Origin of the sequence: Candidatus Poriferisocius sp. (genome assembly GCF_965219775.1) — a bacterium.
Taxonomy (GTDB): domain Bacteria; phylum Actinomycetota; class Acidimicrobiia; order Acidimicrobiales; family Bin134; genus Poriferisocius.
The window spans coordinates 188,330-212,265 of sequence record NZ_OZ244793.1 but is presented as its reverse complement, the minus strand read 5'-3'; the positions used below and the strand labels follow the sequence as shown (position 1 = coordinate 212,265).

26 protein-coding genes are annotated in these 23,936 nt (G+C 69.3%); 1 reads left to right on the top strand and 25 read right to left on the bottom strand.

Features of this window, described 5'->3' with window-relative positions; genetic code table 11:
* Positions 1-33: 33 nt before the first annotated feature.
* The 16 genes from nusA to ACOQPQ_RS00935 form a co-directional block, all read right to left on the bottom strand.
* On the bottom strand, positions 34-1,209 hold the full coding sequence (gene nusA / locus ACOQPQ_RS01010) for a transcription termination factor NusA (RefSeq protein ID WP_420637584.1): 1,176 nt from the start codon (positions 1,207-1,209) through the stop codon (positions 34-36).
* Entirely contained in the window at positions 1,206-1,688 is a 483-nt protein-coding gene (rimP, locus tag ACOQPQ_RS01005) for a ribosome maturation factor RimP (RefSeq protein WP_420637583.1), read from the bottom strand. Before rimP ends, nusA begins: the two co-directional genes overlap by 4 nt.
* A gap of 260 nt (positions 1,689-1,948) precedes the next feature.
* On the bottom strand, positions 1,949-3,361 hold the full coding sequence (proS, locus tag ACOQPQ_RS01000) for a proline--tRNA ligase (RefSeq protein WP_420637582.1): 1,413 nt from the start codon (positions 3,359-3,361) through the stop codon (positions 1,949-1,951).
* 43 nt (positions 3,362-3,404) lie between these two features.
* Positions 3,405-4,628: a flavodoxin-dependent (E)-4-hydroxy-3-methylbut-2-enyl-diphosphate synthase gene (ispG, locus tag ACOQPQ_RS00995; protein ID WP_420637581.1), complete on the bottom strand. Its 1,224-nt coding sequence runs from the start codon at positions 4,626-4,628 to the stop codon at positions 3,405-3,407.
* 51 nt (positions 4,629-4,679) lie between these two features.
* Entirely contained in the window at positions 4,680-5,975 is a 1,296-nt protein-coding gene (locus ACOQPQ_RS00990) for a M50 family metallopeptidase (protein WP_420637580.1), read from the bottom strand.
* Between the two features lie 3 nt (positions 5,976-5,978).
* Positions 5,979-7,154 carry a 1-deoxy-D-xylulose-5-phosphate reductoisomerase gene (dxr, locus tag ACOQPQ_RS00985; protein WP_420637579.1) on the bottom strand — a complete coding sequence of 392 codons (1,176 nt, stop codon included), beginning with the start codon at positions 7,152-7,154 and terminating at the stop codon, positions 5,979-5,981.
* A 21-nt stretch (positions 7,155-7,175) separates the two neighbouring features.
* Positions 7,176-8,456 (bottom strand): phosphatidate cytidylyltransferase, encoded by a 1,281-nt coding sequence (locus ACOQPQ_RS00980; protein ID WP_420637578.1) that lies wholly within the window; start codon positions 8,454-8,456, stop codon positions 7,176-7,178.
* Positions 8,457-8,482: 26 nt separating this feature from the next.
* The gene (gene frr / locus ACOQPQ_RS00975) at positions 8,483-9,058 is read right to left on the bottom strand and encodes a ribosome recycling factor (RefSeq protein ID WP_420637577.1); all 576 of its coding nucleotides are present in this window, start codon (positions 9,056-9,058) and stop codon (positions 8,483-8,485) included.
* A 42-nt stretch (positions 9,059-9,100) separates the two neighbouring features.
* Complete coding sequence (pyrH, locus tag ACOQPQ_RS00970; protein WP_420640334.1) at positions 9,101-9,823, bottom strand: UMP kinase; 723 nt, start codon at positions 9,821-9,823, stop codon at positions 9,101-9,103.
* Between the two features lie 23 nt (positions 9,824-9,846).
* A complete protein-coding gene (gene tsf, locus ACOQPQ_RS00965; RefSeq protein ID WP_420637576.1) occupies positions 9,847-10,638 on the bottom strand; it encodes a translation elongation factor Ts in 792 nt (263 codons plus the stop codon).
* Positions 10,635-11,561, bottom strand: coding sequence for a 30S ribosomal protein S2 (rpsB, locus tag ACOQPQ_RS00960; protein ID WP_420637575.1), 927 nt, complete (start codon positions 11,559-11,561; stop codon positions 10,635-10,637). Before rpsB ends, tsf begins: the two co-directional genes overlap by 4 nt.
* A gap of 197 nt (positions 11,562-11,758) precedes the next feature.
* On the bottom strand, positions 11,759-12,391 hold the full coding sequence (locus tag ACOQPQ_RS00955; RefSeq protein WP_420637574.1) for a murein hydrolase activator EnvC family protein: 633 nt from the start codon (positions 12,389-12,391) through the stop codon (positions 11,759-11,761).
* A 96-nt stretch (positions 12,392-12,487) separates the two neighbouring features.
* Positions 12,488-13,396, bottom strand: coding sequence for a tyrosine-type recombinase/integrase (locus ACOQPQ_RS00950; RefSeq protein WP_420637573.1), 909 nt, complete (start codon positions 13,394-13,396; stop codon positions 12,488-12,490).
* 87 nt (positions 13,397-13,483) lie between these two features.
* The gene (dprA, locus tag ACOQPQ_RS00945; protein WP_420637572.1) at positions 13,484-14,704 is read right to left on the bottom strand and encodes a DNA-processing protein DprA; all 1,221 of its coding nucleotides are present in this window, start codon (positions 14,702-14,704) and stop codon (positions 13,484-13,486) included.
* Positions 14,691-16,226, bottom strand: coding sequence for a YifB family Mg chelatase-like AAA ATPase (locus tag ACOQPQ_RS00940; RefSeq protein ID WP_420637571.1), 1,536 nt, complete (start codon positions 16,224-16,226; stop codon positions 14,691-14,693). Before ACOQPQ_RS00940 ends, dprA begins: the two co-directional genes overlap by 14 nt.
* A 125-nt stretch (positions 16,227-16,351) precedes the next feature.
* Entirely contained in the window at positions 16,352-16,783 is a 432-nt protein-coding gene (locus ACOQPQ_RS00935) for a c-type cytochrome (RefSeq protein WP_420637570.1), read from the bottom strand.
* Between ACOQPQ_RS00935 and ACOQPQ_RS00930 the strand changes: the two genes are divergently transcribed.
* The gene (locus tag ACOQPQ_RS00930) at positions 16,783-16,914 is read left to right on the top strand and encodes a hypothetical protein (RefSeq protein WP_420637569.1); all 132 of its coding nucleotides are present in this window, start codon (positions 16,783-16,785) and stop codon (positions 16,912-16,914) included. The genes ACOQPQ_RS00935 and ACOQPQ_RS00930 overlap by 1 nt on opposite strands.
* A 30-nt stretch (positions 16,915-16,944) precedes the next feature.
* On the opposite strand, the gene ACOQPQ_RS00925 is transcribed toward ACOQPQ_RS00930, so the two are convergent.
* The 9 genes from ACOQPQ_RS00925 to ACOQPQ_RS00885 all read right to left on the bottom strand — a co-directional run bounded on the left by ACOQPQ_RS00925 (position 16,945) and on the right by ACOQPQ_RS00885 (position 23,864).
* Positions 16,945-17,349 (bottom strand): YraN family protein, encoded by a 405-nt coding sequence (locus ACOQPQ_RS00925; RefSeq protein WP_420637568.1) that lies wholly within the window; start codon positions 17,347-17,349, stop codon positions 16,945-16,947.
* 68 nt (positions 17,350-17,417) lie between these two features.
* Complete coding sequence (rplS, locus tag ACOQPQ_RS00920) at positions 17,418-17,762, bottom strand: 50S ribosomal protein L19 (RefSeq protein WP_420637567.1); 345 nt, start codon at positions 17,760-17,762, stop codon at positions 17,418-17,420.
* A gap of 105 nt (positions 17,763-17,867) precedes the next feature.
* Entirely contained in the window at positions 17,868-18,593 is a 726-nt protein-coding gene (gene trmD / locus ACOQPQ_RS00915) for a tRNA (guanosine(37)-N1)-methyltransferase TrmD (protein ID WP_420637566.1), read from the bottom strand.
* Between the two features lie 28 nt (positions 18,594-18,621).
* Positions 18,622-19,077: a ribosome maturation factor RimM gene (rimM, locus tag ACOQPQ_RS00910; RefSeq protein WP_420637565.1), complete on the bottom strand. Its 456-nt coding sequence runs from the start codon at positions 19,075-19,077 to the stop codon at positions 18,622-18,624.
* Between the two features lie 37 nt (positions 19,078-19,114).
* Positions 19,115-19,474 carry a KH domain-containing protein gene (locus tag ACOQPQ_RS00905; RefSeq protein ID WP_420637564.1) on the bottom strand — a complete coding sequence of 120 codons (360 nt, stop codon included), beginning with the start codon at positions 19,472-19,474 and terminating at the stop codon, positions 19,115-19,117.
* Positions 19,471-19,980: a 30S ribosomal protein S16 gene (gene rpsP, locus ACOQPQ_RS00900; RefSeq protein ID WP_420637563.1), complete on the bottom strand. Its 510-nt coding sequence runs from the start codon at positions 19,978-19,980 to the stop codon at positions 19,471-19,473. Before rpsP ends, ACOQPQ_RS00905 begins: the two co-directional genes overlap by 4 nt.
* Positions 19,981-20,054: 74 nt before the next feature.
* Positions 20,055-21,485, bottom strand: coding sequence for a signal recognition particle protein (gene ffh, locus ACOQPQ_RS00895; RefSeq protein WP_420637562.1), 1,431 nt, complete (start codon positions 21,483-21,485; stop codon positions 20,055-20,057).
* 62 nt (positions 21,486-21,547) lie between these two features.
* Positions 21,548-22,573 (bottom strand): signal recognition particle-docking protein FtsY, encoded by a 1,026-nt coding sequence (gene ftsY, locus ACOQPQ_RS00890; protein WP_420637561.1) that lies wholly within the window; start codon positions 22,571-22,573, stop codon positions 21,548-21,550.
* Positions 22,566-23,864, bottom strand: coding sequence for a S1C family serine protease (locus tag ACOQPQ_RS00885; protein ID WP_420637560.1), 1,299 nt, complete (start codon positions 23,862-23,864; stop codon positions 22,566-22,568). Before ACOQPQ_RS00885 ends, ftsY begins: the two co-directional genes overlap by 8 nt.
* Positions 23,865-23,936: the final 72 nt, after the last annotated feature.

The following is a 23,936-nucleotide window of genomic DNA, read 5'->3' as shown; positions in this document are numbered from 1 at the left end:
GCGGATTTCGAAGTCAATCCGAGGCCGTGGCTTCTACCCCACCTGGGGGGCCTCCTCCGAAACTTCCGGCGCAGGGCCTTGTTCCTGCTCCGGCGGGGTGTCCTCGCTGCCCTCGGCCGCCCACTGGTCGGCCGACAGGGCCGGTCCACCCTCGGCGGGCCGCCAGACCTGTTCGCCGGTGGTCTCGTCCACCACCCATTCGCCCTCGGCCCAGTCCATCTCGGCGTAGGCTGCCTCCTGGGCCAGTTGGCTCTCGCTCTTGATGTCGATGCGCCAACCGGTCAGTCGGGCGGACAGGCGGGCGTTTTGGCCTTCCTTGCCGATGGCCAGTGAGAGCTGATAATCGGGCACCACCACCACGGCCACCCCGGTCTCCTCGTCGATGGAGACCTCTTTGATCTTGGCCGGGGACAGCGCCTTGGCCACGAAATCGGCGGGATCGTCGGAGTAGGGAACGATGTCGATCTTCTCCCCCCGCAACTCGTTGACCACCATGCGCACCCGGGCCCCCCGGGCTCCCACGCAGGCCCCCACCGGGTCGACATTAACGTCGCTGGAGGCCACCGCGATCTTGGTGCGATGTCCGGGCTCGCGGGCACAAGCCCGGATCTCCACCACCCCGTCGGCGATCTCGGGCACCTCCAACTCGAACAGCCGCTTGATCAATCCCGGATGGGTGCGGCTGACCACAATCTGGGGACCCTTGGCCGTCTTGCGCACCTCCACGATGTAGGCCTTGAGTCGGCTGTTGGCGTCGGGGCGCTCGAAGGGCACCTGCTCGGCCTGGGGCAACAGTGCCTCCACCCGGCCCAAGTCCAACAGGGTGTAGCGGGCGTCGTTCTGCTGGATGATGCCGGTGACGATGTCGCCCTCCCGGCCCGCGTACTCCTCGTACTTCAGCTCTCGCTCCACCTCGCGAATCCGCTGCAACATGACCTGCTTGGCGGTCTGGGCGGCGATGCGGCCGAAGCCGTCGGGGGTGACGTCGAACGACTCGCCCACCGGCTCGCCGTCCTCGTCGAGCTTTTGGGCGAACACCCGGATGTCGGCCGTCTCGGGGTCGATGGTGACCCAGGCGTATTCCTCGCTGTCGGGCATCCGCTTGTAGGCCGACTCCAGGGCGTCGGCCAGGGCGGCCAACAGGGCATCCACCGAGATTCCCTTGTCGGCGGCCAGGGCTTGGAGGGCTTCCAGCATGTCGGGATTCATCGGCTGCTCTTCTCCTTGATCGTGGGCTTGGGCGTCGGACCCCAGGCAAACACGGTCCGAGCCTTGGCAATGTCGCTGAACGCGAGCTGATGGGTGCCGCCGTCGCTCTCGACGGTGATCCCCACCTCGTCACACCCCACCAGCACCCCCTGAATCCGACGCTCACCGTCCACCTGGGGTCCGAGCTTCACGGCAATGGTCTCGCCCTCGGCCCGGACGAAGTGCTCCGGGCGACGCAGCGGTCGCTCCAGGCCGGGACTGGTCACCTCCAGGGTGTAGCGGCCGGGTACCAGATCGCTGTCGTCCAGCAGGCGGGAAACCACCTTGGAAACGTCGGCCACCTCGTCCAGGCCGACCCCGCCGGGCTTGTCCACGATGATGCGCAGCACGCCGCCGCCATGGGTGAGGTCGTAGAGGTGGAGGCCCCTACCCTGGAACAGGGGCGTCAGCAGGTCGCGCACGTCGTCGGCAACGGACATCTCGCCCCTTTCCTGGTTGGTGATCGGTCGGTTTTGTCGCCGTTCCCCTGTGGCTGCCCAAAATGCCGGCCCAAAGCCAGAAGGCGTGGGCCGAAACCCACGCCTCACCCAAGCTTGGTACCCAACTTCTGAGATCGACACTTCGGAGAACGACGATGCGCCCTCCAGCCTACCCCCTCGACACCGCTTTGTCGTTTCATCAGCCCCATGTTCTGGGGTGCCGACGCGCTCGCGGGGGCCAGTGGCTCCTCAGTGGCTCCTCAGTAGCTGCGGCCGCAGACGGCCACCAGGTCGGGCTCGTCGTCGCCCAGGGGCAGCGAACCGTCGGGGCGCTGCAGGCACCGCACGGTGATGGCGTCCTCGGCCAGGGCGGCTTCCCCTTCGGGGCCCAGGGTGGCCCAGGGTATCCGGGCGAAGCCGGTGGCCGCGGCCTCCCGCACCTCCTCGGTGGTGGCCACCTCCACGATGTGGGCGTCCCGCCAGGCCACGGCCTCGTCGAAGAGGCGCTGTTGGGCGGCCTCGAGCAGCTCTTCGATCCGCGACGCCGCCTCGGTGAGGGCCACCGTCTGCTTGTCGCCCCCCACCCGCCATGCCAGCGTGGCCTGGCCCTGCTCCAGGTCTCGGGGGCCGATTTCCACCCGGACGGGCACGCCCTTGAGTTCCCAGTCGGTGGCCCGGCGGCCGAACCCGGTACCGGTCCGGTCGTCCACCCGCACCCGTACCCCCGCGGCGGACAGCTCGGCGGCCAGAGCGTGGCAGGCCTCCACCACCCCGTCGTCGTCGCGCACGGCGATCACCACCGCTTGGATGGGGGCCAGACGAGGGGGCACCACCAGGCCCTGATCGTCGCCGTGGGCCATGATCAGCCCGCCCACCATGCGCGACGACACCCCCCAGGAGGTCTGCCACACCAGGGACTGGTTGCCGTCGGCGTCCAGGTAGGTGATGTCGAACATGGTGGCGAACGTCTGTCCCAGCTCGTGGGAGGTGCCCATCTGGAGGGCCTTGCCGTCGCGCATCATGCCCTCCAGGCACATCGAGTTGATGGCCCCCGGAAACCGCTCGGCCGCCGTCTTGTAGCCGATGAGCACCGGGATGGCCAGCACCGACTCCATGAACTCCAAGTACACCTCGTGGAGAATCCGGGAGGCGTAGTCACGGGCCTCCTGGCGCGTGGCGTGAGCGGTGTGGCCTTCCTGCCACAGGAACTCGGTGGTGCGCAGGAAGATGCGGGGGCGCATCTCCCAGCGGACCACGTTGGCCCACTGGTTGATCAGAAGCGGCAGGTCGCGGTGGCTCTGCACCCACTTGGAGAAGTAGGCGTTGATGATGGTCTCGCTGGTGGGCCGCACCACCACCGGTTCGGCCAACTCCCGGCCCCCGCCCTGGGTGACCACGGCCATCTCGGGGCTGAAGCCCTCCACGTGGTCGGACTCCTTGTTCAGGTAGCTCTCGGGGATGAACAGCGGGAAGTAGGCGTTGTCGGCGCCCGCCGCCTTGATGCGCTGATCCACCTCGGCCTGCATCCGCTCCCACAGGGCGTAGCCGTAGGGGCGGATCACCATGGTGCCCCGAACGGGACCGTTGTCGGCTAACTCGGCCTTGTTGAGGATGTCCTGGTACCAGCGGGGAAAGTCCTCGTGCTGGGGGGTGAGCACGCCTTTGCGGGCCATGGTCAGGCTCGCTCCCGGATCATCTCGAAGTCTTCGGCCATGGTCAGGCCCGTTCCCGGATTTTCTCGATCTTCTCGCCGGCCTGGTTGGCGTCGTCGCCCTGATCGGCCAACAGGCGGCTTCGGTCCCGTTCGGCCTCCCGGGCGGCGGCCACCGTGTCGGCCCGGGCCAGGGCCGCTTCCGGGCCGTGTTCGTGGATCAGCTCGGCCCACTCCACCAGGGACGACACCATGTCCTCCTCGGCCACCACCGCCACGTTGCGCCCCTTCACGAATAGGTGGCCCCGCTTGTTGCCCGCGGCGATGCCGATGTCGGCGTCCCGCGCCTCGCCGGGACCGTTGACCACGCAGCCCATGACCGCCACCTGCAGGGGGATTTCCCGGTCACCGAAGGCCTCCATGGCCTGCTCGGCCACCGCGTAGACGTCGATCTCGGCGCGACCGCAACTCGGGCAGGCGATGAGATCCACGTTCTTGCGCTCCCGCAGCCCCATCGATTCGAGGAGCTGGCGGCCAGCTTTGGCTTCCTGCACCGGATCGGCGGTGAGGCTGTAGCGGATGGTGTCGCCGATGCCCTCGGCCAACAGCGTGCCGATCCCCGCGGTGGACTTGATCAGCCCCACCGGGGGCGGTCCGGCCTCGGTCACCCCCAGGTGCAGGGGATGGTCGGTGACATCGGCCAACTGCCGGTAGGCCTCGATCATCAGCGGCACGCTGGAGGCCTTGACCGAGATCTTGACGTCCCGGAAGTCCACCTCCCGGAAGTAGTCCAGCTCCATCTGGGCCGACTCCACCATGGCCTCGGGCGTCACCCGGTCGCCGTACTTGCGGTACAGGTCGGGATGCAACGAGCCCCCGTTCACCCCGATGCGGATGGGCACCCCTCGGTCGCGGCACTCCGAGGCCACCGCCCGGATGTGCTCGGGCTTGCGGATGTTGCCGGGGTTCAACCGCAAACAGTGCACACCGGCATCCAGGGCGGCCAGCGCCATGCGGTACTGGTGGTGGATGTCGGCCACGATGGGCACCGGCGACCGGGGCACGATCTGGGCCAGGCCCTCGGCCGCCTCGATCTCGTTGCAGGTACAGCGCACGATGTCGGCCCCGGCAGCGGCCAGGGCGTAAATCTGCTGGAGGGTGCCCTCCACGTCGGCGGTGCGGGTGGTGGTCATCGACTGGACGGTGATGGGCGCGCCGCCGCCCACGGCCACATTGCCCACCTGGATTTGGCGGGTGGTGCGGCGCGGGAATGCGGCCTGGACTTCCACGGCTTCAGCTTGACATGTCCGACCGCCGGCAACCGCAATTGCCCACCACGGTCACGGAATCTCCACCGGATCGGTGATGTCCAGGTACAGCGCCCCCAGGCCGACCACCACCAACAGCACCACCACGGCGTAGGCCACCGGCACCATCTTGGTCACATCGGCGGAGTAGCGACGGCCCCGTCGGGAGCGCAGGCGCTCGTAGGTGGCGATGACCACGTGGCCCCCGTCGAGGGGCAACAGCGGAATCAGGTTGAAGACTCCGATGAACACGTTCAGCAACGCCAGGAACAACAGCAGGCTCTTGTAGCCGAACTCGGTGAGATCGGCGCCGATCCGCAGCGCCCCGAAGATGGAGATCACCCGATCGCCGTCCTCCTGGGGGCCGACCGTGGAGATCCCGGTTCCCGCCGGGGTGCTCGCCTCCGGGACGGGCTGGTCGGTCACCTGGCGGAAGAAGTCGTTGAGCCCGCTGGGCGAGAAGAACCGGCCGATGGCCAGCACCGACTCCTTCATCAGGAACCCGAATTCTCTGAAGGTCTCGGGAACTGCTTCGACGTAGCCCACGCTGATCGAACGGTTCTGCCAGGCCGACCCCGAGGCGATGCCCAGATAGCCCCGTTCGGAGTCCTGGGGGTGGGCGGCGAGGACCAGCGTGCGGGCCAGCAGGTCGTCGCCCCGTCGGATTTCCAGGCGCACCTGGGAATCCGGTCCGGGCAGCACCCCGATCATGTCGTACATGGTGCTCACCGGGGTGCCGTCCACCGACACGATGCGGTCTTCGGGCAACAGCCCGGCGGCCTGGGCCGGTGAACCGACCAGCACGCTGGAGACGGTCCATTCCGGGGAGGGCACCCGCTCGTTCTTGCCGCCCGCCACCAGGAACGAGAAGATCAGCACCAGGGCCAACAGGAAGTGCACGGCCGAACCGGCCACCGCCACCGACAGCCGCCGCCAGTAGGGCTTGCTGCGGTACGTGCGGTGCTCCTCGTGGGGAGGCACCTCCTCCAGGTTGTTCATGCCGATGATCCGCACGTAGGCCCCGGCGGGAATGGCCTTCAGGCCGTACACCGTCTCCCCCCGGCGCATCGACCACAGTCGGGGTCCGAAGCCCAGGAAGAACTCCGTGACTTTCATGCCCGCGGCCCGGGCGGTGACGTAGTGGCCCACCTCGTGCAGGAAGATGATGCCGATCACGGCCAGCACCACGATGAGCATGGGCAGGCCCCCGGCCCACAACACCACGGCCAACAAGGCGACGGCCAAACCCAAGCCCCCCCAGCCCTGAGCCTCGGCCCGAGGTCCGGTGGGCGGGGCCGGTGACGCCGGCTCGATTGTGGGGTTGGTCATGGCTCAGGTGCGGAACTCGTGGCGGTCCACGATGTGTTCGGCCGTGGCCCGGGCGCGTTCATCGACCTCCATCACCGCCTCCAGGGAGTCGGCCTCGGTGCCGTCGTGACCGGCCAGGACCTTCTCCAAGATCTTGGGAATCGAGTTCCAGGCTATCCGCTCTTCCAGAAAAGCCCCCACGGCCACCTCGTTGGCCGCGTTCAGCAGGGCGGGGGCGGTCTCCCCCATGCGCCCGGCGGCGTAGGCCAACGCCAGACAGGGGAACGCCTCGGTGTCGGGAGGCTCGAAATCCAATCGACGGAGCTCGGCCCAGTCGATGCGACCGAAGGGGGTGGCGATGCGGTCGGGATAAGCCAGGGCGTAGCCGATGCACAGCCGCATGTCGGGTAGGGAGAGCTGGGCGATGGTGGCCCCGTCGGTGTATTCCACCATGGAGTGGATGACCGACTGGGGGTGGATGACCACCTCGATGCGGTCGTAGCCCACCCCGAACAGCTCGTCGGCCTCGATGACCTCCAGCCCCTTGTTCATCAGGGTGGACGAGTCCACCGTGATCTTGGGGCCCATGCTCCAGGTGGGGTGGGTCAAGGCGTGTTCCACCGTCACGTCGGCCAACTCCTCGGCGGTGCGCCCCCGGAACGGGCCCCCGCTGGCCGTCAGCACGATGCGCTGCACGCGATCCATGCCCGCCGGTTCGGTGAAGGCGTCGTTGGCCCGCAGGCACTGGTGGACCGCGCAGTGCTCGCTGTCCACCGGGAGCAACTCCGCACCGGGGGTGGCGCGGGCCCGCTGCACCACCGGTCCTGCCGCGATCAATGACTCCTTGTTGGCCAGGGCCAAGCGGCGGCCCGCCTCCAGGGCGGCCAGCGTCACCGGCAGCCCGGCAAACCCGACCACCCCGTTGACCACCACCTCGCCCATGGCGGCGGCCTCGGCCAGGGCAGCGGGCCCGCAGGCCACCGCCACCCCCGGCAGGGCCTCTCGGACCTCCGGCACCCGGTTCTCGTCGCCGACCACCACCACCTCGGGCCGAAACTCCCGAGCCTGGTCAACCAGTTGGGCAACCGAGCGGCCCGCCCCCAGCGCCACCACGTCCCATGCGTCGGGTTCGGCCCGAACAACGTCCAGCGTCTGGACGCCGATGGAGCCCGTCGAACCCAAGAGCGACAGGGAAGACACGATGCGAAAGTGGCCGCTCGATCAGATGACGTCGAGCATCAGCGCCGTGAAATAGGTGGCGGGCAGCACGAACAGCAGGGCATCGATGCGGTCCAGCATCCCCCCGTGGCCCGGCAGCAGCGTTCCCATGTCCTTGACGCCCAGATCCCGCTTGATGGCCGACTCCAGCAGGTCAGCCAGCGGCGCCACCACGGCCACCACGATGCCCAGGATCACGCCGTCGGAACGCGACCCGGTGGGCGAGCCGAAGGGCCCGATCTCCAACACGGAAATGAACACCAGGGCGGCGGCGATGGTGAGGATGGTGCCCCCGATCAGACCCTCCACCGTCTTGTTGGGACTGGCCTGCGAGAGCGGCGTGCGGCCGGCGGCCCGCCCGACGGTGAACGCGCCCACGTCGTGGGCCACGGTCAGGATCACCGCGCTCAGCACCAACTCGGCCCCGTCGGGGCGATCCAAGAGCAGCCCGCCGAAGGCCCCGGTCACCCCGATCCAGGTGATCCCCAGCATGGTCACCCCGAGATTGGCCAGCGGCCGGTCTTGGCCCACCCCGCCCAGGTACCACAGCCCGGCCCCGAACAGGGCGAACACCAACACCATCACGATGCCGTCGGCCCCTCGCCAGTAGGCCGCCACCGGCATGGCCACCACCGCCACGAAGCCCACCAGCGTGGGAGGCTGGTAGCCCGATTGACGCAGGGTGGTGAACCACTCCGCGGCCGCCAGCAACAGGGCGATGGTCAGCACGGCCAGCGCCATGCGCTCGCCGATGGCCACCGCGGCCAACACGATGCCGCCCAGCACCAAACCGACCACCAGGCCGGTCAGGGTGCTGCCACCGGCGGCGGACGACGGCCCCCCTCCTCGGGGGGATGATTGCGTCGGGGGCGGACCGTAGGGGTCGATCATGTCCGAGTGAATCGGCGCGTCGGGACTGTCGAGCAACAGCACTTCGTCCACCCGGTCGAGCGACGGGAACTCCACCGACTCGGTCGGCTCCAAGTCCTCGAACACACTCACCCCCTCGGCGGCGGTGCCGATGGCCGTGGGAAGGGCCACGTCGGCCACGGCCTGCTCGGCGGAGTCGTCACCCCACTGGGGGGTGGCCTCGGACAGGCTGTCCCACGCCGGTTCCTCGTCCGAGGTCTCGCTTGCGAACTCGTCCCACCGGGGAAGGTCGGCGGCGTCGTCTTCGTCTTCGTCGAACAGCGCCGTCAGATCGTCCAGGAACATGGCCTGTTCGTCATCAGGCGTTGCTTCGGCATCATCGTCGGGTCGCTTGAAAGGATTGTTGTCGTCCACTGGCCCCTCCAGGTGCTCCAGTCTGCTCAGATCTCCAGTAGTTCCTGCTCTTTGGCGCCGAGGGCATCGTTGATGAGCTGTTCGTGTTCATGGGTGATGCGGTCGAGTTCCTTTTGCGTCCGGCCGGCCTCGTCCTCGGACACGTCACCGTCCTTGCTGAGGTGGTCGATTTCCTGGCGTCCGCTGCGGCGGGCATTGCGAACCGCCACCCGGCCCTCTTCGGCCATTTGCTTCACCACTCGGACCAATTCACGGCGGCGCTCCTCGGTCAGCGGGGGGAAGTTCAGCCGCACCACGTTGCCGTCGTTGCTGGGGTTGAGGCCCAGGTCGCCTTGGATGATGGCCCGCTCGATGGCGGCAATGGACGCCTTGTCGAACGGAGAGATGACCAGGAGCTGGGCCTCGGGAACGCTGAAGCTGGCGAGCTGTTGGAGGGGAACCTCGGTGCCGTAGTAGTCCACCAGGAATCGCTCGAACAGGGCCGGAGAAGCCCGTCCGGTGCGGACCGAGGCAAACTGCTGGCGGGCGTGCTGGACCGCGGCCTCCATGCGGCCGCCGGCCTCTTCTACTACCAGGTCGGTCAGCTCATTGCCGGTGGTCATGCGCGCGGTGCCCCCGACGAATTACGGCTGTCGAACAGCTCCTCATGACACCAATGTACCGATCGGCTGGCCGTCGAGTATGGCACGCACGTTTCCCGGCTCCATGAGATCGAAGACCACGATGGGCAGCTTGTTGTCCATGCACAGGGAAACCGCGGTGCTGTCCATCGCCTTCAGGCCTTGGGACAGCACGTCCAGGTACGGGACGTGTTCGAGCCTCTGGGCGTCGGGGTCGACGCGGGGGTCGGCGGTGTACACCCCGTCGGTGCCGCTGTGGGTGCCCTTCAGGAGCGCCCCGGCTTCGATCTCCACGGCCCGCAGCGCCGCCGCCGTGTCGGTGGTGAAGAAGGGGTTGCCGGTGCCGGCGGCGAAGATCACCACCCGACCCTTCTCGAGGTGGCGAATGGCCCGGCGCCGGATGTAGGGCTCGGCCACCTGGGCCATGCCGATGGCCGTCTGCACCCGGGTGGGCTGGTTGAGCCGCTCCAGGGTGTCCTGGAGGGCGAGCGCGTTGATGACCGTGGCCAGCATGCCCATGTAGTCGGCTTGGGCCCGGTCCATGCCTGCGCCGGCGCCGATCATTCCCCGCCAGATGTTGCCCCCGCCCACCACCACGGCCACGTCCACGCGGAACTCCTCCCGCACCTTGACGATTTCGGTGGCGATCTGGGTGGCAATGGCACCGTCGATGCCGTAACCGCCCTCCCCGGCAAAGGCCTCGCCGGAGAGCTTCAGGACGATCCGATTCCACCGTCCCGGTCGCAACGTGCCGCCGTCGGTGGTCACGGTCAACTGCCGATGGCCGCCAACTCGAACCGCACGATCTCCCCGTCGCCCAGCCGCGACTGCACCGTTTCCTTCTCGCCGAACATGCCCTGTTCCAACAGCACCCGCTCGGCATACCAGGCCCGCAGGCGGCCGGTGACGATCTTGTCCCACGCCTGCTCGGGCTTGCCTTCGGCCTTGGTCAACTCCAGCAAGGAGGTGCGTTCCCGTTCCACCTCGACGGGATCGACCTCGTCTCGATGCAACACGGAGGGCTTGGCGAAGGCGATGTGGAGGGCCACCTCATGGGCCAGATCCCGGGACAGGCCCGAGCACTCCACCACCACCGCGCACGTTCCCCGGCCGTCCTGGGAATGGAGGTAGGTGTCCAAGATGTTGCCCTCGGCGGCCTCGATCCTGGTCACCTTGCCCAACTGGACGTTTTCCTTCTTGGCCAGACTGAGATCCTCCAGGGCGCCCTGGCGATCGGACACCGCGGCCTCCCCCTCGGCCAGGACCAACTGGGCCAGCTCGTCGGCCAGGGAGGTGAAGTCGTCGGCCTTGGCCGAAAAGTCGGTTTCACAGCGGAGCTCCACCACGGCGGCGGCATCGCCGGCCACCGCCAAGGCCACGGTCCCCTGATCGCTGGCTCGGTCGGCCCGGGCGGCCGCCTTGGCCATGCCCTTCTCGCGCAGGGCCTGGGTGGCCGCTTCCATGTCGCCGTCGTTGTCGGCCAGCGCGCGCTTGCAATCCATCATCCCGGCCCCGGTGGCCTGGCGCAGCGCCTTCACGTCTTGAGCGGTAAACGAACTCACTTTTGCTCCTCGGTCTCCACGGCGGTCTCCTGGGCGGCCGCGGCTTCTGGCGGTTCCGCCGCGGGCTCGGCCGCCTCCTCTGCCGGTGCCGCTTCGGAAGGGGCAGCCTCAGAGGCAGAAGGCGCCTCGGACTCTGCGGGGGCCGTAGCTGCCACAGGCTCGGCCGGTGCCGGCGTGGGCTCTGCGGGGGCCGTAGCTGCTGCAGGCTCTGCGGGAGCCGCCGCGGCTTGGCCCCGGGCCATGAAGCGCCCCTCGATCACGGCGTCGCTCATGATCCGGCACATCAGCTCGCCGGAGCGTATGGCGTCGTCGTTGCCGGGGATCACGTATTGGATCACGTCGGGATCGCAGTTGGTGTCCACCACCGCGATCACCGGCAGATTCAACTTGTTGGCCTCGGCCACCGCGATGTGCTCCTTTTTGGTGTCGAGCACGAATACCGCGTCGGGCGGGCGGGTGAGGTCGCGAATGCCGTTGAGGTTGCGTTCCAGCTTGGCCAATTCCCGGGAAATGAGCAGGGCCTCCTTCTTGGGCATCACGTCCAGCTCGCCGGAACTGCGCATCCGCTGGAACTCCTTCATCTTGCCCATGCGCTTGGAGATGGTCTCGAAGTTGGTGAGCAGCCCGCCGAGCCACCGCTCGTTCACGTAGGGCATACCCACCCGCTCGGCGTAGCTCTGGACACTGTCCTGGGCCTGCTTCTTGGTGCCCACGAACAGCACCTGCCCGCCACCGGCCACCAGATCGCGCACGTAGGTGTAGGCCGCCTCGATGCGGGCCAGCGTCTGGGTCAGGTCGATGATGTAGATGCCGTTGCGCTCACCGAAGATGAACCGCTGCATCTTCGGGTTCCACCGGCGGGTTTGGTGGCCGAAGTGGACCCCGGCGTCGAGCAGTTGACGCATCGTCACGACAGGCGCCATGGCGTTCTCCTCTCCCAACGGTTCAGCGAAACCCGGGGTCAGCACCTCTTGGCGACCGTGGGATGCCCCGGGCGGTGATGTGGTCCGGCCGGGACGGGATTCCCGACCGGGCCAAACGATAGCCGTTCCGTTCCCCGCCGCCCTAGGCAGAAAAGCAGGCACCCGGCCTCCTGGTGCTCTTTTGTCGGACGATCCGGCTAACCGCCGCCGTGGGCGAGAAGGCGACGGGCACCCTCGGGCTCGTGGTGGGGCACCAGCCGCACCCGCCCGGCCCTCAGGATGGACGCCGGGTCGAGATAGTCGTCCCCGTTTCGCACGCTGAAGAAGAACCGCTCCGAGGTGGTACCCAACCGCTGCCCGGCGACCACCCGGTCGCCCTCCTGCACGGCGATCCACCCCAGGTAGCCGTAGCTGGTGCGCAACCCGTTGGGGTGCTCGACGGTGACGAACCGGTTGTAGACCACGGTCCCGGCAAAGACCACCTCGCCGTCGGCCGACGCCTGCACCGGCTGTCCGGGGTGAGGATCGTATTCCCACCCCCGATTGCCCGGGGCCCCCACGTGCGCCGGTGGCCGAAACCAGTCGATCACCGGGGCGTCCACCGGGGGCCGATGCTCCTCGGAGTCCGTCGGGGCAGTCCCCGATGGGGCGAGTTGCTCCACGGGGTTCGGGGGAGCCCCGGCAGGCTCGGCGGCGGCCACCAGGGGGGGCGGGTCCGCCGAGGGCGAGGGGACCGACCCCGACCAACCGGACGACACCGCCGTCCACGCCGCCACCCCGGCCATCGCCGCGGCGACAACCGGCACGGCGATCGGCATTCCCTGCGCCATGTCGCTCCTTGGTGCGCACGCGTTCAGCAGTGGCGGGGGAAGCCGCCTCAGCCTACCGCCCGGTCTTGGGATTGCGGGAGGCGGGGTCGCCGCCGGTCACGCCCGAGGGTGGGTGTCCTGGATGACCCGGCGGAGCCGATCTCGACTGACGTGGGTGTAGATCTGGGTGGACGCCAGGTCGGCGTGTCCGAGGACGTCCTGCACGTGCCGCAGGTCGGCCCCCCCGTCCAGCAGGTGGGTGGCGAACGTGTGGCGCAGCGCGTGGGGGTTGGTCTTGGTGGCGGCCCGGCGATCCACCAGCCTGCGCACCGCCTGGGTGTTCAGGGGTCGGCCCCGCAGGTTCACGAACACGGCGTCGCCGGCACAGGACGGATCGGCCATCTCGCCACGACCGTGGGCCAGCCATCCGGCCAGGGCGTCGGCCGCCGGTTCGCTCAACGGCACCAGACGCTGCTTGGCCCCCTTGCCGCTCACCGTTAGGCGTCGGCGCCCCAAGTCCACGTCCCCCAGTCGAATGGCGCACACCTCGCTGACCCGAAGGCCGCTGCCGTAGAGCAACTCCAGTACCGCATCGTCGCGTTGGCGGCGAGCCCGGCTGTCGTCGGCCACCACCGGTCGTGGGGTGTCCAAGAGCGTCTCCAACTCCTCGGCCCGCAGTACCCGCGGCAAGCGACGCCCGCGGACCGGGGTGACCGCGCCCACGGTGGGGTCGGCCGCCACCCGACCGGTTCGTTCCGCCCAACGGAAGTAACGGCGCAGCGACGAGGCCTTGCGGGCCACCGTCTTGCGGGCGTAGCCCTCGGTGCTCAGATGGGCCAGGTAGCGGCGCACCAATCGGAGATCCACGTCGGCCGGTTCCGGTGCGGGCGAGGCCGGTCCCTCCGGGCCGCTGAGACGGCGGGCCAGCCATTGGGCAAACGCCTCCACCTCCCGGCAGTACATGGCCGAGGTGTCGGGGTTGACCGACGCGGTCGAGGCGGCAAAGTCCTCCAGATCCCACCCCATCACCTCCCAGGGTAGAGGCCACGCGGTCGCTCACCGGGGAATGCCCACCCCGGTCGGCCCCCGTGAATCACCTGCGAGTCCAGCCCGTCAAGGGGAAATGCCCACTCGCTCGATCCAACGGCCGGTGACGGCCACCCAGCCGTCCACCCGGAGCCGTTCCAGGGCGCCGGCCACCTCGACCATGGTCAGACCGGTGCGCTCCCTGATCTGTTCGGCATCGGCGGGTTGCCATCCCAGCGCCTCCAGCACCTGCAGGCCGATGACGTCGGGCTCCGGGCGGACGTCCGTCGGGGCGGACTCGGCGCCGGACATGCCCAGGGCCAACAGCACATCGGAGGCGTCGCCACAGGGCGCGCAACCGTCGGCCAGAAGCTCCAGGCAACCCTTGGATGCCGAACTGCGCACCGGTCCGGGCACGACCAGCACCGGTCGATCCCGGGCCGCCGCCTCGGCCACGGTGTGCATCGACCCGCCGGTGGCATGGGTCTCCACCACCACTACGACGTCGGCCAGTGCGGCAATGATGCGGTTGCGCGCGGGAAAGCGCCACCGCTCGGGGGCCGAGCCCAGCGGGGCTTCTCCCAGGATCACGCCGTGCTCGGCCACCGCCCGCCACAGGGCCCGGTTGCGCTTGGGGTACACCATGTCGAGGCCGTTGCCAACCACCGCGATGGGCCCGGCGGCTCGGGCCTCCAGAGTACCCGCGTGAGCGGCGGCGTCGATGCCCAGCGCCAATCCCGACACCACGCCCACTCCGGCCGAGGCCAGGTCGCGGCCCAGTTCAAAAGCGACATCGCTGCCGTAGCGGGTACACCGCCGGGTGCCGACAATGGCCACCCGCGGGCCGTGGACCGCCTGGGGATCTCCTTGGTGAAACACCACCGCCGGGGGATCCACGTCGCCGGACAAAGCCGACGGGTACCCCACCGTGCCCAGCGCCGCCACCCCGACCCCGAGTTCCCGGTGCCGCTCCCACAGCCGGGCCACGTCGAGGCCCGCAGCCGTGGTCTGCCACTCCCGGTACAGCTCGTGGCGGCCCGCCAGGCGAATCAGGCCGGGCGTCGGCGGACCCTGCAGGTCGGCCCAGACCGCAGCGGGGGCGCCCAGGGCCAAAAGGCCCCGCAGTCGGGTCGGCCCGACCGCGGGCAACGACGCCAACGCCGCCAACCACGCCTCCATGGGCAACTCGGGTGCTTCTGGGGCGCCGACGGGCTGCCCGCACGTGCTCGCGAATCCCAAGGCCACCTGCTCCGGATCGGCTGCCGGGGCGGCCGGCTTCTCGCTGAACGCACGCTCATACCGGGACATCGGCGCGGCTCCAGGGATCGTGGGCAACGGTCACCGGTTCGGTGCGCAAGAAGAGCGCTTGGGCCACGATGCCTCCGGTCAGGGGAGGATCCTGGCCGGCCAGGTCGGCCAGGGTGAGGGCCACCCGGCGGACCCGCTGGAACCCGCGGGCCGTGAGGCGGCCTTCGGCGATGGCGTGGCTCAGGAGGTGCTTGGCCTCGGGGTCCAGCGGAGCGAACTCATCCAGCGCGTCGTCGGGAAGCTCGCTGTTGCAGACCACCTCCCGTCGGCAGGCTGCCGCCCGAGCCCGGTCCACCCGATCCCGGACCGCGGCCGAGGACTCCCCCGGCGCCGGATCGAACAGGTCGCTGACCTCGGGCCGCCCCACGTGAATTCGCAGGTCGAAGCGGTCCAGCAAGGGGCCGCTCAGCCTTCGGGCGTAGCGCAACCGGGCCAACGGTGTGCATCGGCACATCCCCGGCTGCCCGAGCTCGCCGCACGGGCACGGGTTCATGGCCCCCACCAGGAGAAACCGGGCGGGAAAGGAGGCGGCCGCCGTGGCCCGGTGTACCCGGATCACCCCTTCCTCCAAGGGCTGGCGCAACGCCTCCAGGGCCTGGGGCGCGAACTCTCCCATCTCGTCGAGGAACAACACCCCACCGTGGGCGCAACTGATGGCCCCCGGCCGCACCGCTCGGCTCCCTCCTCCCACCAGGGCGATCATCGAGGCCGAGTTGTGCGGCGCCTGCCACGGGGCCCGACGGATCAAACCCGACGCAGGCAAGCCCAACCCGGCGGCCGAATGCACCATGGTGGCCTCGACGGCGGTGGCCTCGTCCAACGCGGGCAACAGCCCGGGGAGTCGCCGGGCCAGCATGGTCTTGCCCGCGCCGGGCGGGCCGATCAACAACAGGTGATGGCCACCGGCGGCGGCCACCTCCAAGCCCAATCGGGCCATGTGCTGGCCCTTCACGTCGGCCAGGTCGGCGGCGGTCTCCGGGAGATTGGCCGCCACCGACGGGGGCACGTCGGGCCACTCCTGGTTGCCCTTGAGGGCGTCGATCAACTCCTGCAGCGTGGCCGGGGCTCGGACCACCGGACCATTGGCCAACGCGGCCTCCGGAGCACTCTCGGGGGCGACCACCACCGTGTTGGTGTCCAGACACCGCACTTGGGGCAGGATGCCGGGCACGGCTCGGAGCCGACCGTCGAGGCCCAGTTCGGCCAGGAAGGCCATGTCGTCCACCAGGGGGGCCTCGAGCTGGTTGTCGGCCACCAGGATGCCCAGGGCGATGGCCAGATCGAGCCCCGGACCCTCCTTGCGGATGCCCGAGGGCGCCAGGTTGACGGTGATGCGCCCGGGAGGCCAGGTGACCTGGCTGGACACCAGAGCGGCCCGAACCCGGTCGCGCGCCTCTCGACAAGCGGCGTCGGGCAGGCCGACCACGGTGAAGGCGGGCAGGCCGGTGGACACGTGAACCTCCACGTACACCGGGTGACCGGTGATGCCGGAAAGGACGGAAGCAGGGATGGCGGCCAGCACGATCGCTGCCTTCTCGAGGGCGATGCCTCGTGGTGGGGGGGTGATCCCTATTCGCTGATCACAGGCGTGTTCGGACTCTAGCGAGGTGGGGTGACACATGGAACCCCGAGTCCCGGACTACTCCGTCAGAGCACCTCGTTGACGTAGCGAAGAACGGCGGCGATCTCGTCGGCGGTCAGCAAACCGGCAAACCCCGGCATCCGGTTTCGGCCCTCGGCCACCACCGCGGCCAACTCGTCGTGAGCGGCGTACTTCTCCCGGAGTCGATCGGCGTCCAGCCCCGGTCCGTCGCCCGTCCCGCCACCACCGGCCCCGTGGCACGACGCACACCGGTCGATGAACACCTCGCGCCCGGCCACCAGCACCGGGTCAGGGGTGCCCTCCGGGCCCGCGGCCACTTCTGGGGAATCCCCCGAGCCGCAACCCGCGGCCAGGCTCGCGCCCAGGACGACCGCCAACCACCAGGCGGCCACCATGACCAACGGCCGCTGGCCCCCGGTTCGGGAACCAGCCCCCACCGCCGACGCCATCGCGAACTGGGCTTCTCCGTCGGCCATTGAGGCGACGATACTGGGGCATCGGCTTTGATCCCACCCGACAGCAGCGGCGCTCCCCGTTCGACTACTGGTACGTGGCCGTCGGCCTGCTGGTGTGCCTCGGGTTGCTCCTGTGGGCCCTCCTGGGCTGACCATCGGCAGCCACCACTAGCTCAGCCGAGTCAGAAGGCCGATTCGATGACCCGGATCTTGCGGCCCAGCACCTCGGCCACGTCGAAGCGCAGTTGCACGGCCCCCGAGCGCTCGTGCTCGGACAGCCACTGAGCGGCCAGACGGCGAATGCGCTGCTGCTTCTGATAGCCCACCGCCTCGGCCGGTCGGCCGTAGGCCAGCGACGTCCGGGTCTTGACCTCGCACACCACCACCAACGACCCCTGTTGCACGATGACGTCCAGCTCCCCCCGGCCACTCCGCCAATTGCGGTCGAGCACCCGGAACCCCTGGCGTCGGTACCACCGGGCCACCCGATCCTCCCCCCATCGTCCCAACGCCTGCCGGTCCCAGGCTTGCTCGTTGGCGGCGTGCCCGCCGGGGGACAGCCGCTTCGCTTCCCGTTGCTGCGTCATGCCCCGACCCTAGGAGCGAGGGGTGACAGTTGGTCGCGGGCCCGGCCGATGCGCCGGGCGAAGGACGGCTAGAAGCGCTTTTCCTTTACCCGGGCGGCGCGGCCGACGCGGTCGCGCAGGTAGTAGAGCTTGGCCCGGCGGACATCGCCCCGGGCACCGACCTCCACCTTGGCGATGATCGGGGAATGCACCGGGAAGGTGCGCTCCACGCCCACGCCGAAGCTCACCTTGCGGACGGTGAAGGTCTCCCGGATGCCGCTGCCCTGGCGGCGGATGACCACTCCCTCGAACACCTGGACCCGCTCCCGGTTGCCCTCCACCACCCGGACGTGCACCTTGACCGCGTCGCCGGCTCGGAACTCGGGGATGTCGGTGCGCTGGGTGTCGCGATCAACGATGTCGGTGGGGTTCATGTCACGCCTCTTGTTGCTCGTTACGCCGTCTGCCGGGAAGGTCTGCCGGGAGGAACGCGCCCAACTCCGGCAAGGGGGCGCGACGGGAGAGTTTACCCGGCCCGCTCAGTCGAGGCCGAACTCTTGGAGGAGGGCACGGTCGTCGTCGCTCAGCCCGCCCCGGGCGGCCATGAGGTCGGGGCGCAGGGCCGCCGTTCGGGCCAGGGACTGGGCCCGGCGCCACCGGTCCACCCGGGCGTGGTGACCCGACCGCAGCACCTCGGGTACCGAATGGCCCCGGAACTCGGCCGGCCGGGTGTAGTGGGGATACTCCAACAGACCGTGATGGCTGAAGGATTCGTCGGCCACCGACAGCTCGTTGCCCAACACGCCGGGCACCAGCCGCCCCACCGTCTCGATGACGGCCATGGCCGCCACCTCCCCACCGGCCATCACGAAGTCGCCCAGGGAGAGTTCGCCGTCCACCAGGTGGTCCCGCACCCGTTGATCCACCCCCTCGTAGCGACCGCACAACAGCGAGAAGCCGTCGCCCGCCACCAGCTCCCGGGCCACGTTCTGGTCGAAGACCCGACCGACGGGCCCCAACAGGTACAAGGGGCGGGGCGGATCGGCCTGTTCCACCGCCCGGAACAGCGGCTCGGGCATCATCACCATCCCGGCCCCACCCCCGAACGGGGCATCGTCCACCGACCGGTGAGGATCGCCGGCGGCGGCCCGCAGATCGTGAACCCGCACCGCCAGGCGACCCTGCTCCACCGCACGGCCGATCACGCCGAACTCCGTCACCGCGGTGAACATCGACGGGAAGATGGTGAAGACGTCGATGCGCACCCCGAGCCCCTGTTGCGACGGTGGGTACCTAACCGCCGTCGGCGTCGAACAGGCCCGCAGGCCCGTCGATCACCAGGTGGTCTGCGGTCTGGTCGACCAGGAAGGTGAGGGGCACCAGGGCCCCTGAATCCAGGACCAACAGATCGCTGGCCGGGTTCGACTGCACCGAATCCACCCGACCCCGCTGCGTGCCGTCGACCTCGCACACCGCCTTGCCGATCAGCTCGTGTACCCACAGCTCGTCGGGGTCGAACACCGGCTCGGCCCGCAGCACCCGGCCTCGCAGGGCCTCCGCCGCGTCGCGATCCCCGATCCCGGCGAACCGCACGAGCCAGCGCTGTTGGAAGGCCCGGGCGTCGGCCACGGTGAGCGGACCGGCATCGGTGGTCAGCTCGGAACCGGGGTCCAGCCGCTCGACGCGGTTGGTCCACAGGGTGACCACCGTCTCCCCCCGAATGCCGTGGGCCCGATCAATGCGGCCCACCTCGAGCCATTGGGGTGCGCCCGACACCCCCGGTGGGTCAGTCGACAAACTCGACGTCGACGGAACTGCCATCTTTGCTGGCCGCGGCCCGCACGACGGCTCGGATGGAGTTGGCCACCCGTCCCCGCCGACCGATCACCCGCCCCATGTCGCCTTCGGCCACCGTCACCTCCAGGGTGACCGAGCCCCGCCGCTCGACGACCTCGATGTCGACACCGTCGGGGTGCTCCACCAGGGCCTTGACCAGGTACTCCAGCACGTTGCGAGCGGTCGGAACCTCGATGGTGTTGATGTCGTCGTCATCGTCGTGGAGGTCGTCATCGGCGAGGTCGTCGTCGTGGTTGTAGTCGTCGTCCTCGAATTGGTCGTCGTCGGTGTCGAAGTCGGTGTCGCTCATGATGCCCTGCCTCCAACGGTCTCGGCCTCGGCCTCGGCGGCCTCGCCATCCGGGGCGTCGGCCTCGGCGCCCTCTCCGGCTTCGGCCTCGGCGTCGCCAGCCTCACCGGTGTCCGCCTCCGCCTCGGAAGCGTCGGCTTCGGTAACCGAGGCGGCGGTGGTCACCACCGGGGGAGGCTGGTCGGCCTTGGTGGCCGGGGCCTCGTCGCCGGTGAACTCGGCCCACGCACCGGAAATCACCAGCAGCTTCTGCACCCGCTCGCTGGGTTGGGCACCGTGGCGCAGCCAGTGCAGGGCCCGCTCGTTGTCGATCTCCACCAGGGACGGCTCCTGGCGGGGATTGTAGGTACCCACGACCTCGATGAAGCGGCCGTTGCGAGCCTTGCGGGAATCGGCGGCCACCACGCGGTAGGTGGGCTGCTTCTTCTTGCCCATCCGCATCAGCCGGAGTCTTACTGCCACGAGCCGGTCAGCCCTTCCGTCGTCCAGGACCCAGCGGCCCTTCATCAGTGCCCATCCAGGCAACAACCGGCGCCGACCGCCGGAATGGGAAAACTCTACCGGCAATCCGCCGTCAGGGGCTACCTCAGCGAGGAGAGATCGAACTGCCCGTCTTCCAATCCGGGCAGGGTCAGCTTGGGCTTGCCCGGGCGCTTGTTCTGACTGCCGGGTGGGGTCACCCGACTCCCCTTGCGGCCCTTCTTGGGCTTCTTGCGGGCGGGCCCCGAACTCTTGCCCCCCATGCGCTTCATCATCCGCTGCACGTCGCCGAACTGCCGAAGGAGCTGGGAAACCTCCGAGGGACGGGTACCGGAACCGGCGGCAATCCGCTGACGGCGGGAGCCGTCGATGAGGCGGGGCTGAGCCCGCTCGTCGGGGGTCATCGAACAGATGATGGCCTCGATCTGGGTGATCTTCTCGTCCTCGATTTCGGCCTTGCGCACCTCGGGCGGCATACCGGGGAGCATCCCCACCAGGTTCTGCAGCGAGCCCATCTTCTTGAGCTGGCGCATTTGCTCCAGGAAGTCCTCCAGGGTGAACTCCCCCTCCAGGAGCTTGGCGGCGGCCGCCTCGGCCTCGGCCTCCTCGTAGACCTGCTCGGCCTTCTCGATCAGGGTGAGCACATCGCCCATCCCCAGGATGCGGTTGGCCACCCGGTCGGGATGGAACACCTCGAACTCGTCGATCTTCTCCCCGGTGGAGGAGAAGGCGATGGGCCGACCCACCACCTCCTTCACCGACAAGGCGGCGCCTCCCCGAGCGTCGCCGTCCACCTTGGTGAGGATCACCCCGTCGAGTTCCAGGGAGGCGTGGAACGACTCGGCCACGGTCACCGCGTCCTGGCCGGTCATGGCGTCCACCACCAGCAGGGTGTAGTGGGGCTGGATGGCGCCCGAGATCTTCTCGACCTCGGCCATCATCTCCTCGTCGATGGCCAGGCGACCGGCGGTGTCGCAGATCACTACGTCGCGGTTGGTGGCCTTGGCCTCGGCCACTCCCCGTCGGGCCGTCTTCACCGGGTTGGAAGGCTCGCTGAACACCGGCACCTCGATGGCGGCGCCCAGGGTACGGAGCTGCTCGACGGCGGCGGGACGCTGCAGGTCGGCCCCCACCAACAGGGGGTTGCGGCCCTGCTGCTTGAACCAGGAGGCCAGCTTGGCCGCGTTGGTGGTCTTGCCCGACCCCTGCAATCCGGCCAACAGCACCACGGTCGGGGGCTTGGCCGGATGGGTGATCTCCAGGGCCTCACCACCCAAGATGGCGATCAGCTCCTCGTGTACGAACTTGATCACCTGCTGGACGGGGTTGAGCGCCCGGTGGATCTCGGCGCCCACACACCGGTCGCGGATCCGGTCCAGGAATACCCGGACCACCTGGAGATTCACGTCGGCTTCCAGCAGGGCCAGGCGAATCTCCCCCAGCACCTCGTCCACATCGCCCTCTTTGAGGGTGCCCAGGCCCCGGAGGCGCTTGAAGATCCCCTCGAACCGGTTGCTCAACGCGTCGAACATCAGCCCCTCAACCTAGTGGTCCTCGTGGTGGACGGCAGAAGCGGCGCGGTGGACGGGCGCCGTCACGACAACAGGGCGTCGACGAAGTCGCGGGCGTCGAAGGGCACCAGGTCGTCGATGCCCTCCCCCACCCCCACCAGCTTCACCGGGATGCCCAGTTCGTGTTGCACGGCCAGAACGATGCCCCCCTTGGCCGAGCCGTCCAGCTTGGTCAGCACCACCCCGGTCAGCTCGGCCGACTCGGTGAACTTGCGGGCCTGCGCCAGGCCGTTCTGGCCGGTGACGGCGTCGATCACCAGCAGCACCTCGGTCACCGTGCCCGGCCCTTTGCCCGCCACCCGGTGGATCTTGGCCAGCTCCTCCATGAGATTCGTGCGAGTGTGCAGCCGTCCGGCAGTGTCGGCCATCACCAGGGGCACACCGGTGGCCGAGGCGTGCTCGATGGCGTCGTAGATCACCGAACTGGGGTCGGCGTTGGTGGCGCCCTGCACCAACTCGGCCCCCGACCGGTCGGCCCACTGGCCCAGTTGCTCGACGGCTGCGGCCCGAAAGGTGTCCCCGGCGGCCAGGATGACCCGGCGACCGCTGCGGGCCTCCCGAGCGGCCAACTTGCCGATGGTGGTGGTCTTGCCCACGCCGTTCACCCCCACGAACAGCCACACCGCGGGGTTCCCGCCGTCGCGCAGCTCCAGGTCGCCGCAGGTCAGGCTCGCGACCATATGGTCCTTCAGCAGCTCCACCAGGGCTTCGGGATCGGTGATCTTGCGCTCGGCGGCTTCGGCCTTGAGGCGGTCCAACAGCGCGGTGGCGGTGCCCACCCCGGCGTCGGCCAGTATGAGGGCCTCCTCCAGCTCCTCCCAGGTGGCGTCGTCCACCCCCCGGGCGGTCACCGAGCTCAAGAACGAGGAGAACGCTCCCCGTGCACCGGCCAGCTTGGCCCGCAAGCCGCCCCGTTCGGGGGACGACTCCTCGGGCGCTGCCTCCCGAGGTGCCGCTTCGACCGGCGCCGTCTCGTCCGGCGCCGTCTCGGGCGGTGGCGTCTCGTCAGGTGATGACTCGTCGGATCGCCTTCGCCACCTTCTAGCCATCGTCGGGCGGGGCTTCGAGTTCTTCGACCGAGGGACGATCACCGACGACGATGGTGAGGGTCACGAGTTCGCCGTCGCGCAGCAGTTCGAGCTCCGCCTCGGTTCCGGGAACCCGGAATTGGATCTTGGCGGCCAGCTCGGTGAACGTGGACACCTCTTCGTCGTCGATGTGGATGATCAGGTCGCCTTCTCGCAACCCGGCCCGGTCCGCCGGGGTACCCGGCACCACCTGCAGGACCAAGGCCCCAGGTCGGCCCACGTCGGGGTCGGCCCCCCACACGCCCAGGTACCCGAATTCCGTGCTGGCCCCGGTCAGGATGCGCTCGGCGAAATTCAAGGCGATGTCGGACGGGATGGCGAAGCCCAACCCGATGTTGCCGAATGAGCCGTCGGTCTGGATCAGGGTGTTCATGCCGATGACCTGACCGGAGCGGTTGGCCAGGGCCCCTCCCGAGTTGCCGGGGTTGATGGGGGCATCGGTTTGGATCATCTCCACGATGGCCCGATCGCTGCCTCCCCCGGAGATGGCCCGACGCACCGCGCTGACCACCCCCGACGTCACCGATTGGTCCAATCCGAACGGGCTGCCCACGGCCACCGCCAACTGCCCGACCTCCACCGTGGATCGATCGGCGAAGGTGGCGGGCGTGAGGTCGAGGTCGGTGTCGGCCCGCACCAGGGCCACGTCGCTGGCCACGGCCGAGCCCACCACCTCGCCCTCGGCTCGGGTCCCGTCGGCAAATTGCACGGTCACCTCGTCGGCGGTGCCCACCACGTGGGCGTTGGTCAAGATGAGTCCCGATTCGTCGTAGATGATCCCGGAGCCCTGACCGCGTGGTCCCACCTCGATGAGGACCACCGAAGGAATGACCGCCCGAGCCACCTCCACCACCGGGTCCGCGGCCGGTGTGGGGTCGCCGGGGGGAACCGGACTGGGGGCGGCGGCCGCCGGTGGTGGTTGAACGTCGCCGGCCGGCTCATCGGCGGGGGCGACGGCCAACTGCGGCGGGGTGACCACCACCACCTCGGGGGCCGGGGTGTCCTGGTTGAAGAACACGCTGCCCACGCCGATCCCGATGCCCACCAGCCCCACCACGGCCAGGAGCACCGAAGCCACCAGCATCCCCAACGCCGGGGAGCGGGGCGGGGGAGGAGGATCGTCCGGCGGCGTCCAGGTCACCACCTCGGCCACGAGGGGCACCGGCAGGCTGTTGGACGGCCCGTCCGGCTCTTCCATTTCCCACCCCAGGGGATCCCACTCCGACCGGGGATCTTCGGGCCCGCTGTTCATCGCTGGTGGTGTGTCCTCAGTGTTTGCGACGGCAATCCGACGAGGGACCGACGAGTCCTCTCGGATCAAGTC

Bases quoted from the DNA above. Each gene is read 5' to 3' on its own strand.
- nusA (WP_420637584.1), bottom strand. From the start codon at position 1,209: ATGAATCCCGACATGCTGGAAGCCCTCCAAGCCCTGGCCGCCGACAAG.
- rimP (WP_420637583.1), bottom strand. From the start codon at position 1,688: ATGTCCGTTGCCGACGACGTGCGCGACCTGCTGACGCCCCTGTTCCAG.
- proS (WP_420637582.1), bottom strand. From the start codon at position 3,361: ATGGCCCGCAAAGGCGTGCTCACCCCCCAGCACGAGGACTTTCCCCGC.
- ACOQPQ_RS00990 (WP_420637580.1), bottom strand. From the start codon at position 5,975: ATGACCAACCCCACAATCGAGCCGGCGTCACCGGCCCCGCCCACCGGA.
- frr (WP_420637577.1), bottom strand. From the start codon at position 9,058: ATGACCACCGGCAATGAGCTGACCGACCTGGTAGTAGAAGAGGCCGGC.
- rpsB (WP_420637575.1), bottom strand. From the start codon at position 11,561: ATGGCGCCTGTCGTGACGATGCGTCAACTGCTCGACGCCGGGGTCCAC.
- ACOQPQ_RS00955 (WP_420637574.1), bottom strand. From the start codon at position 12,391: ATGGCGCAGGGAATGCCGATCGCCGTGCCGGTTGTCGCCGCGGCGATG.
- ACOQPQ_RS00950 (WP_420637573.1), bottom strand. From the start codon at position 13,396: ATGGGGTGGGATCTGGAGGACTTTGCCGCCTCGACCGCGTCGGTCAAC.
- dprA (WP_420637572.1), bottom strand. From the start codon at position 14,704: ATGTCCCGGTATGAGCGTGCGTTCAGCGAGAAGCCGGCCGCCCCGGCA.
- ACOQPQ_RS00935 (WP_420637570.1), bottom strand. From the start codon at position 16,783: ATGGCCGACGGAGAAGCCCAGTTCGCGATGGCGTCGGCGGTGGGGGCT.
- ACOQPQ_RS00925 (WP_420637568.1), bottom strand. From the start codon at position 17,349: ATGACGCAGCAACGGGAAGCGAAGCGGCTGTCCCCCGGCGGGCACGCC.
- rplS (WP_420637567.1), bottom strand. From the start codon at position 17,762: ATGAACCCCACCGACATCGTTGATCGCGACACCCAGCGCACCGACATC.
- ACOQPQ_RS00905 (WP_420637564.1), bottom strand. From the start codon at position 19,474: ATGAGCGACACCGACTTCGACACCGACGACGACCAATTCGAGGACGAC.
- rpsP (WP_420637563.1), bottom strand. From the start codon at position 19,980: ATGAAGGGCCGCTGGGTCCTGGACGACGGAAGGGCTGACCGGCTCGTG.
- ffh (WP_420637562.1), bottom strand. From the start codon at position 21,485: ATGTTCGACGCGTTGAGCAACCGGTTCGAGGGGATCTTCAAGCGCCTC.
- ftsY (WP_420637561.1), bottom strand. From the start codon at position 22,573: ATGGCTAGAAGGTGGCGAAGGCGATCCGACGAGTCATCACCTGACGAG.
- ACOQPQ_RS00885 (WP_420637560.1), bottom strand. From the start codon at position 23,864: ATGAACAGCGGGCCCGAAGATCCCCGGTCGGAGTGGGATCCCCTGGGG.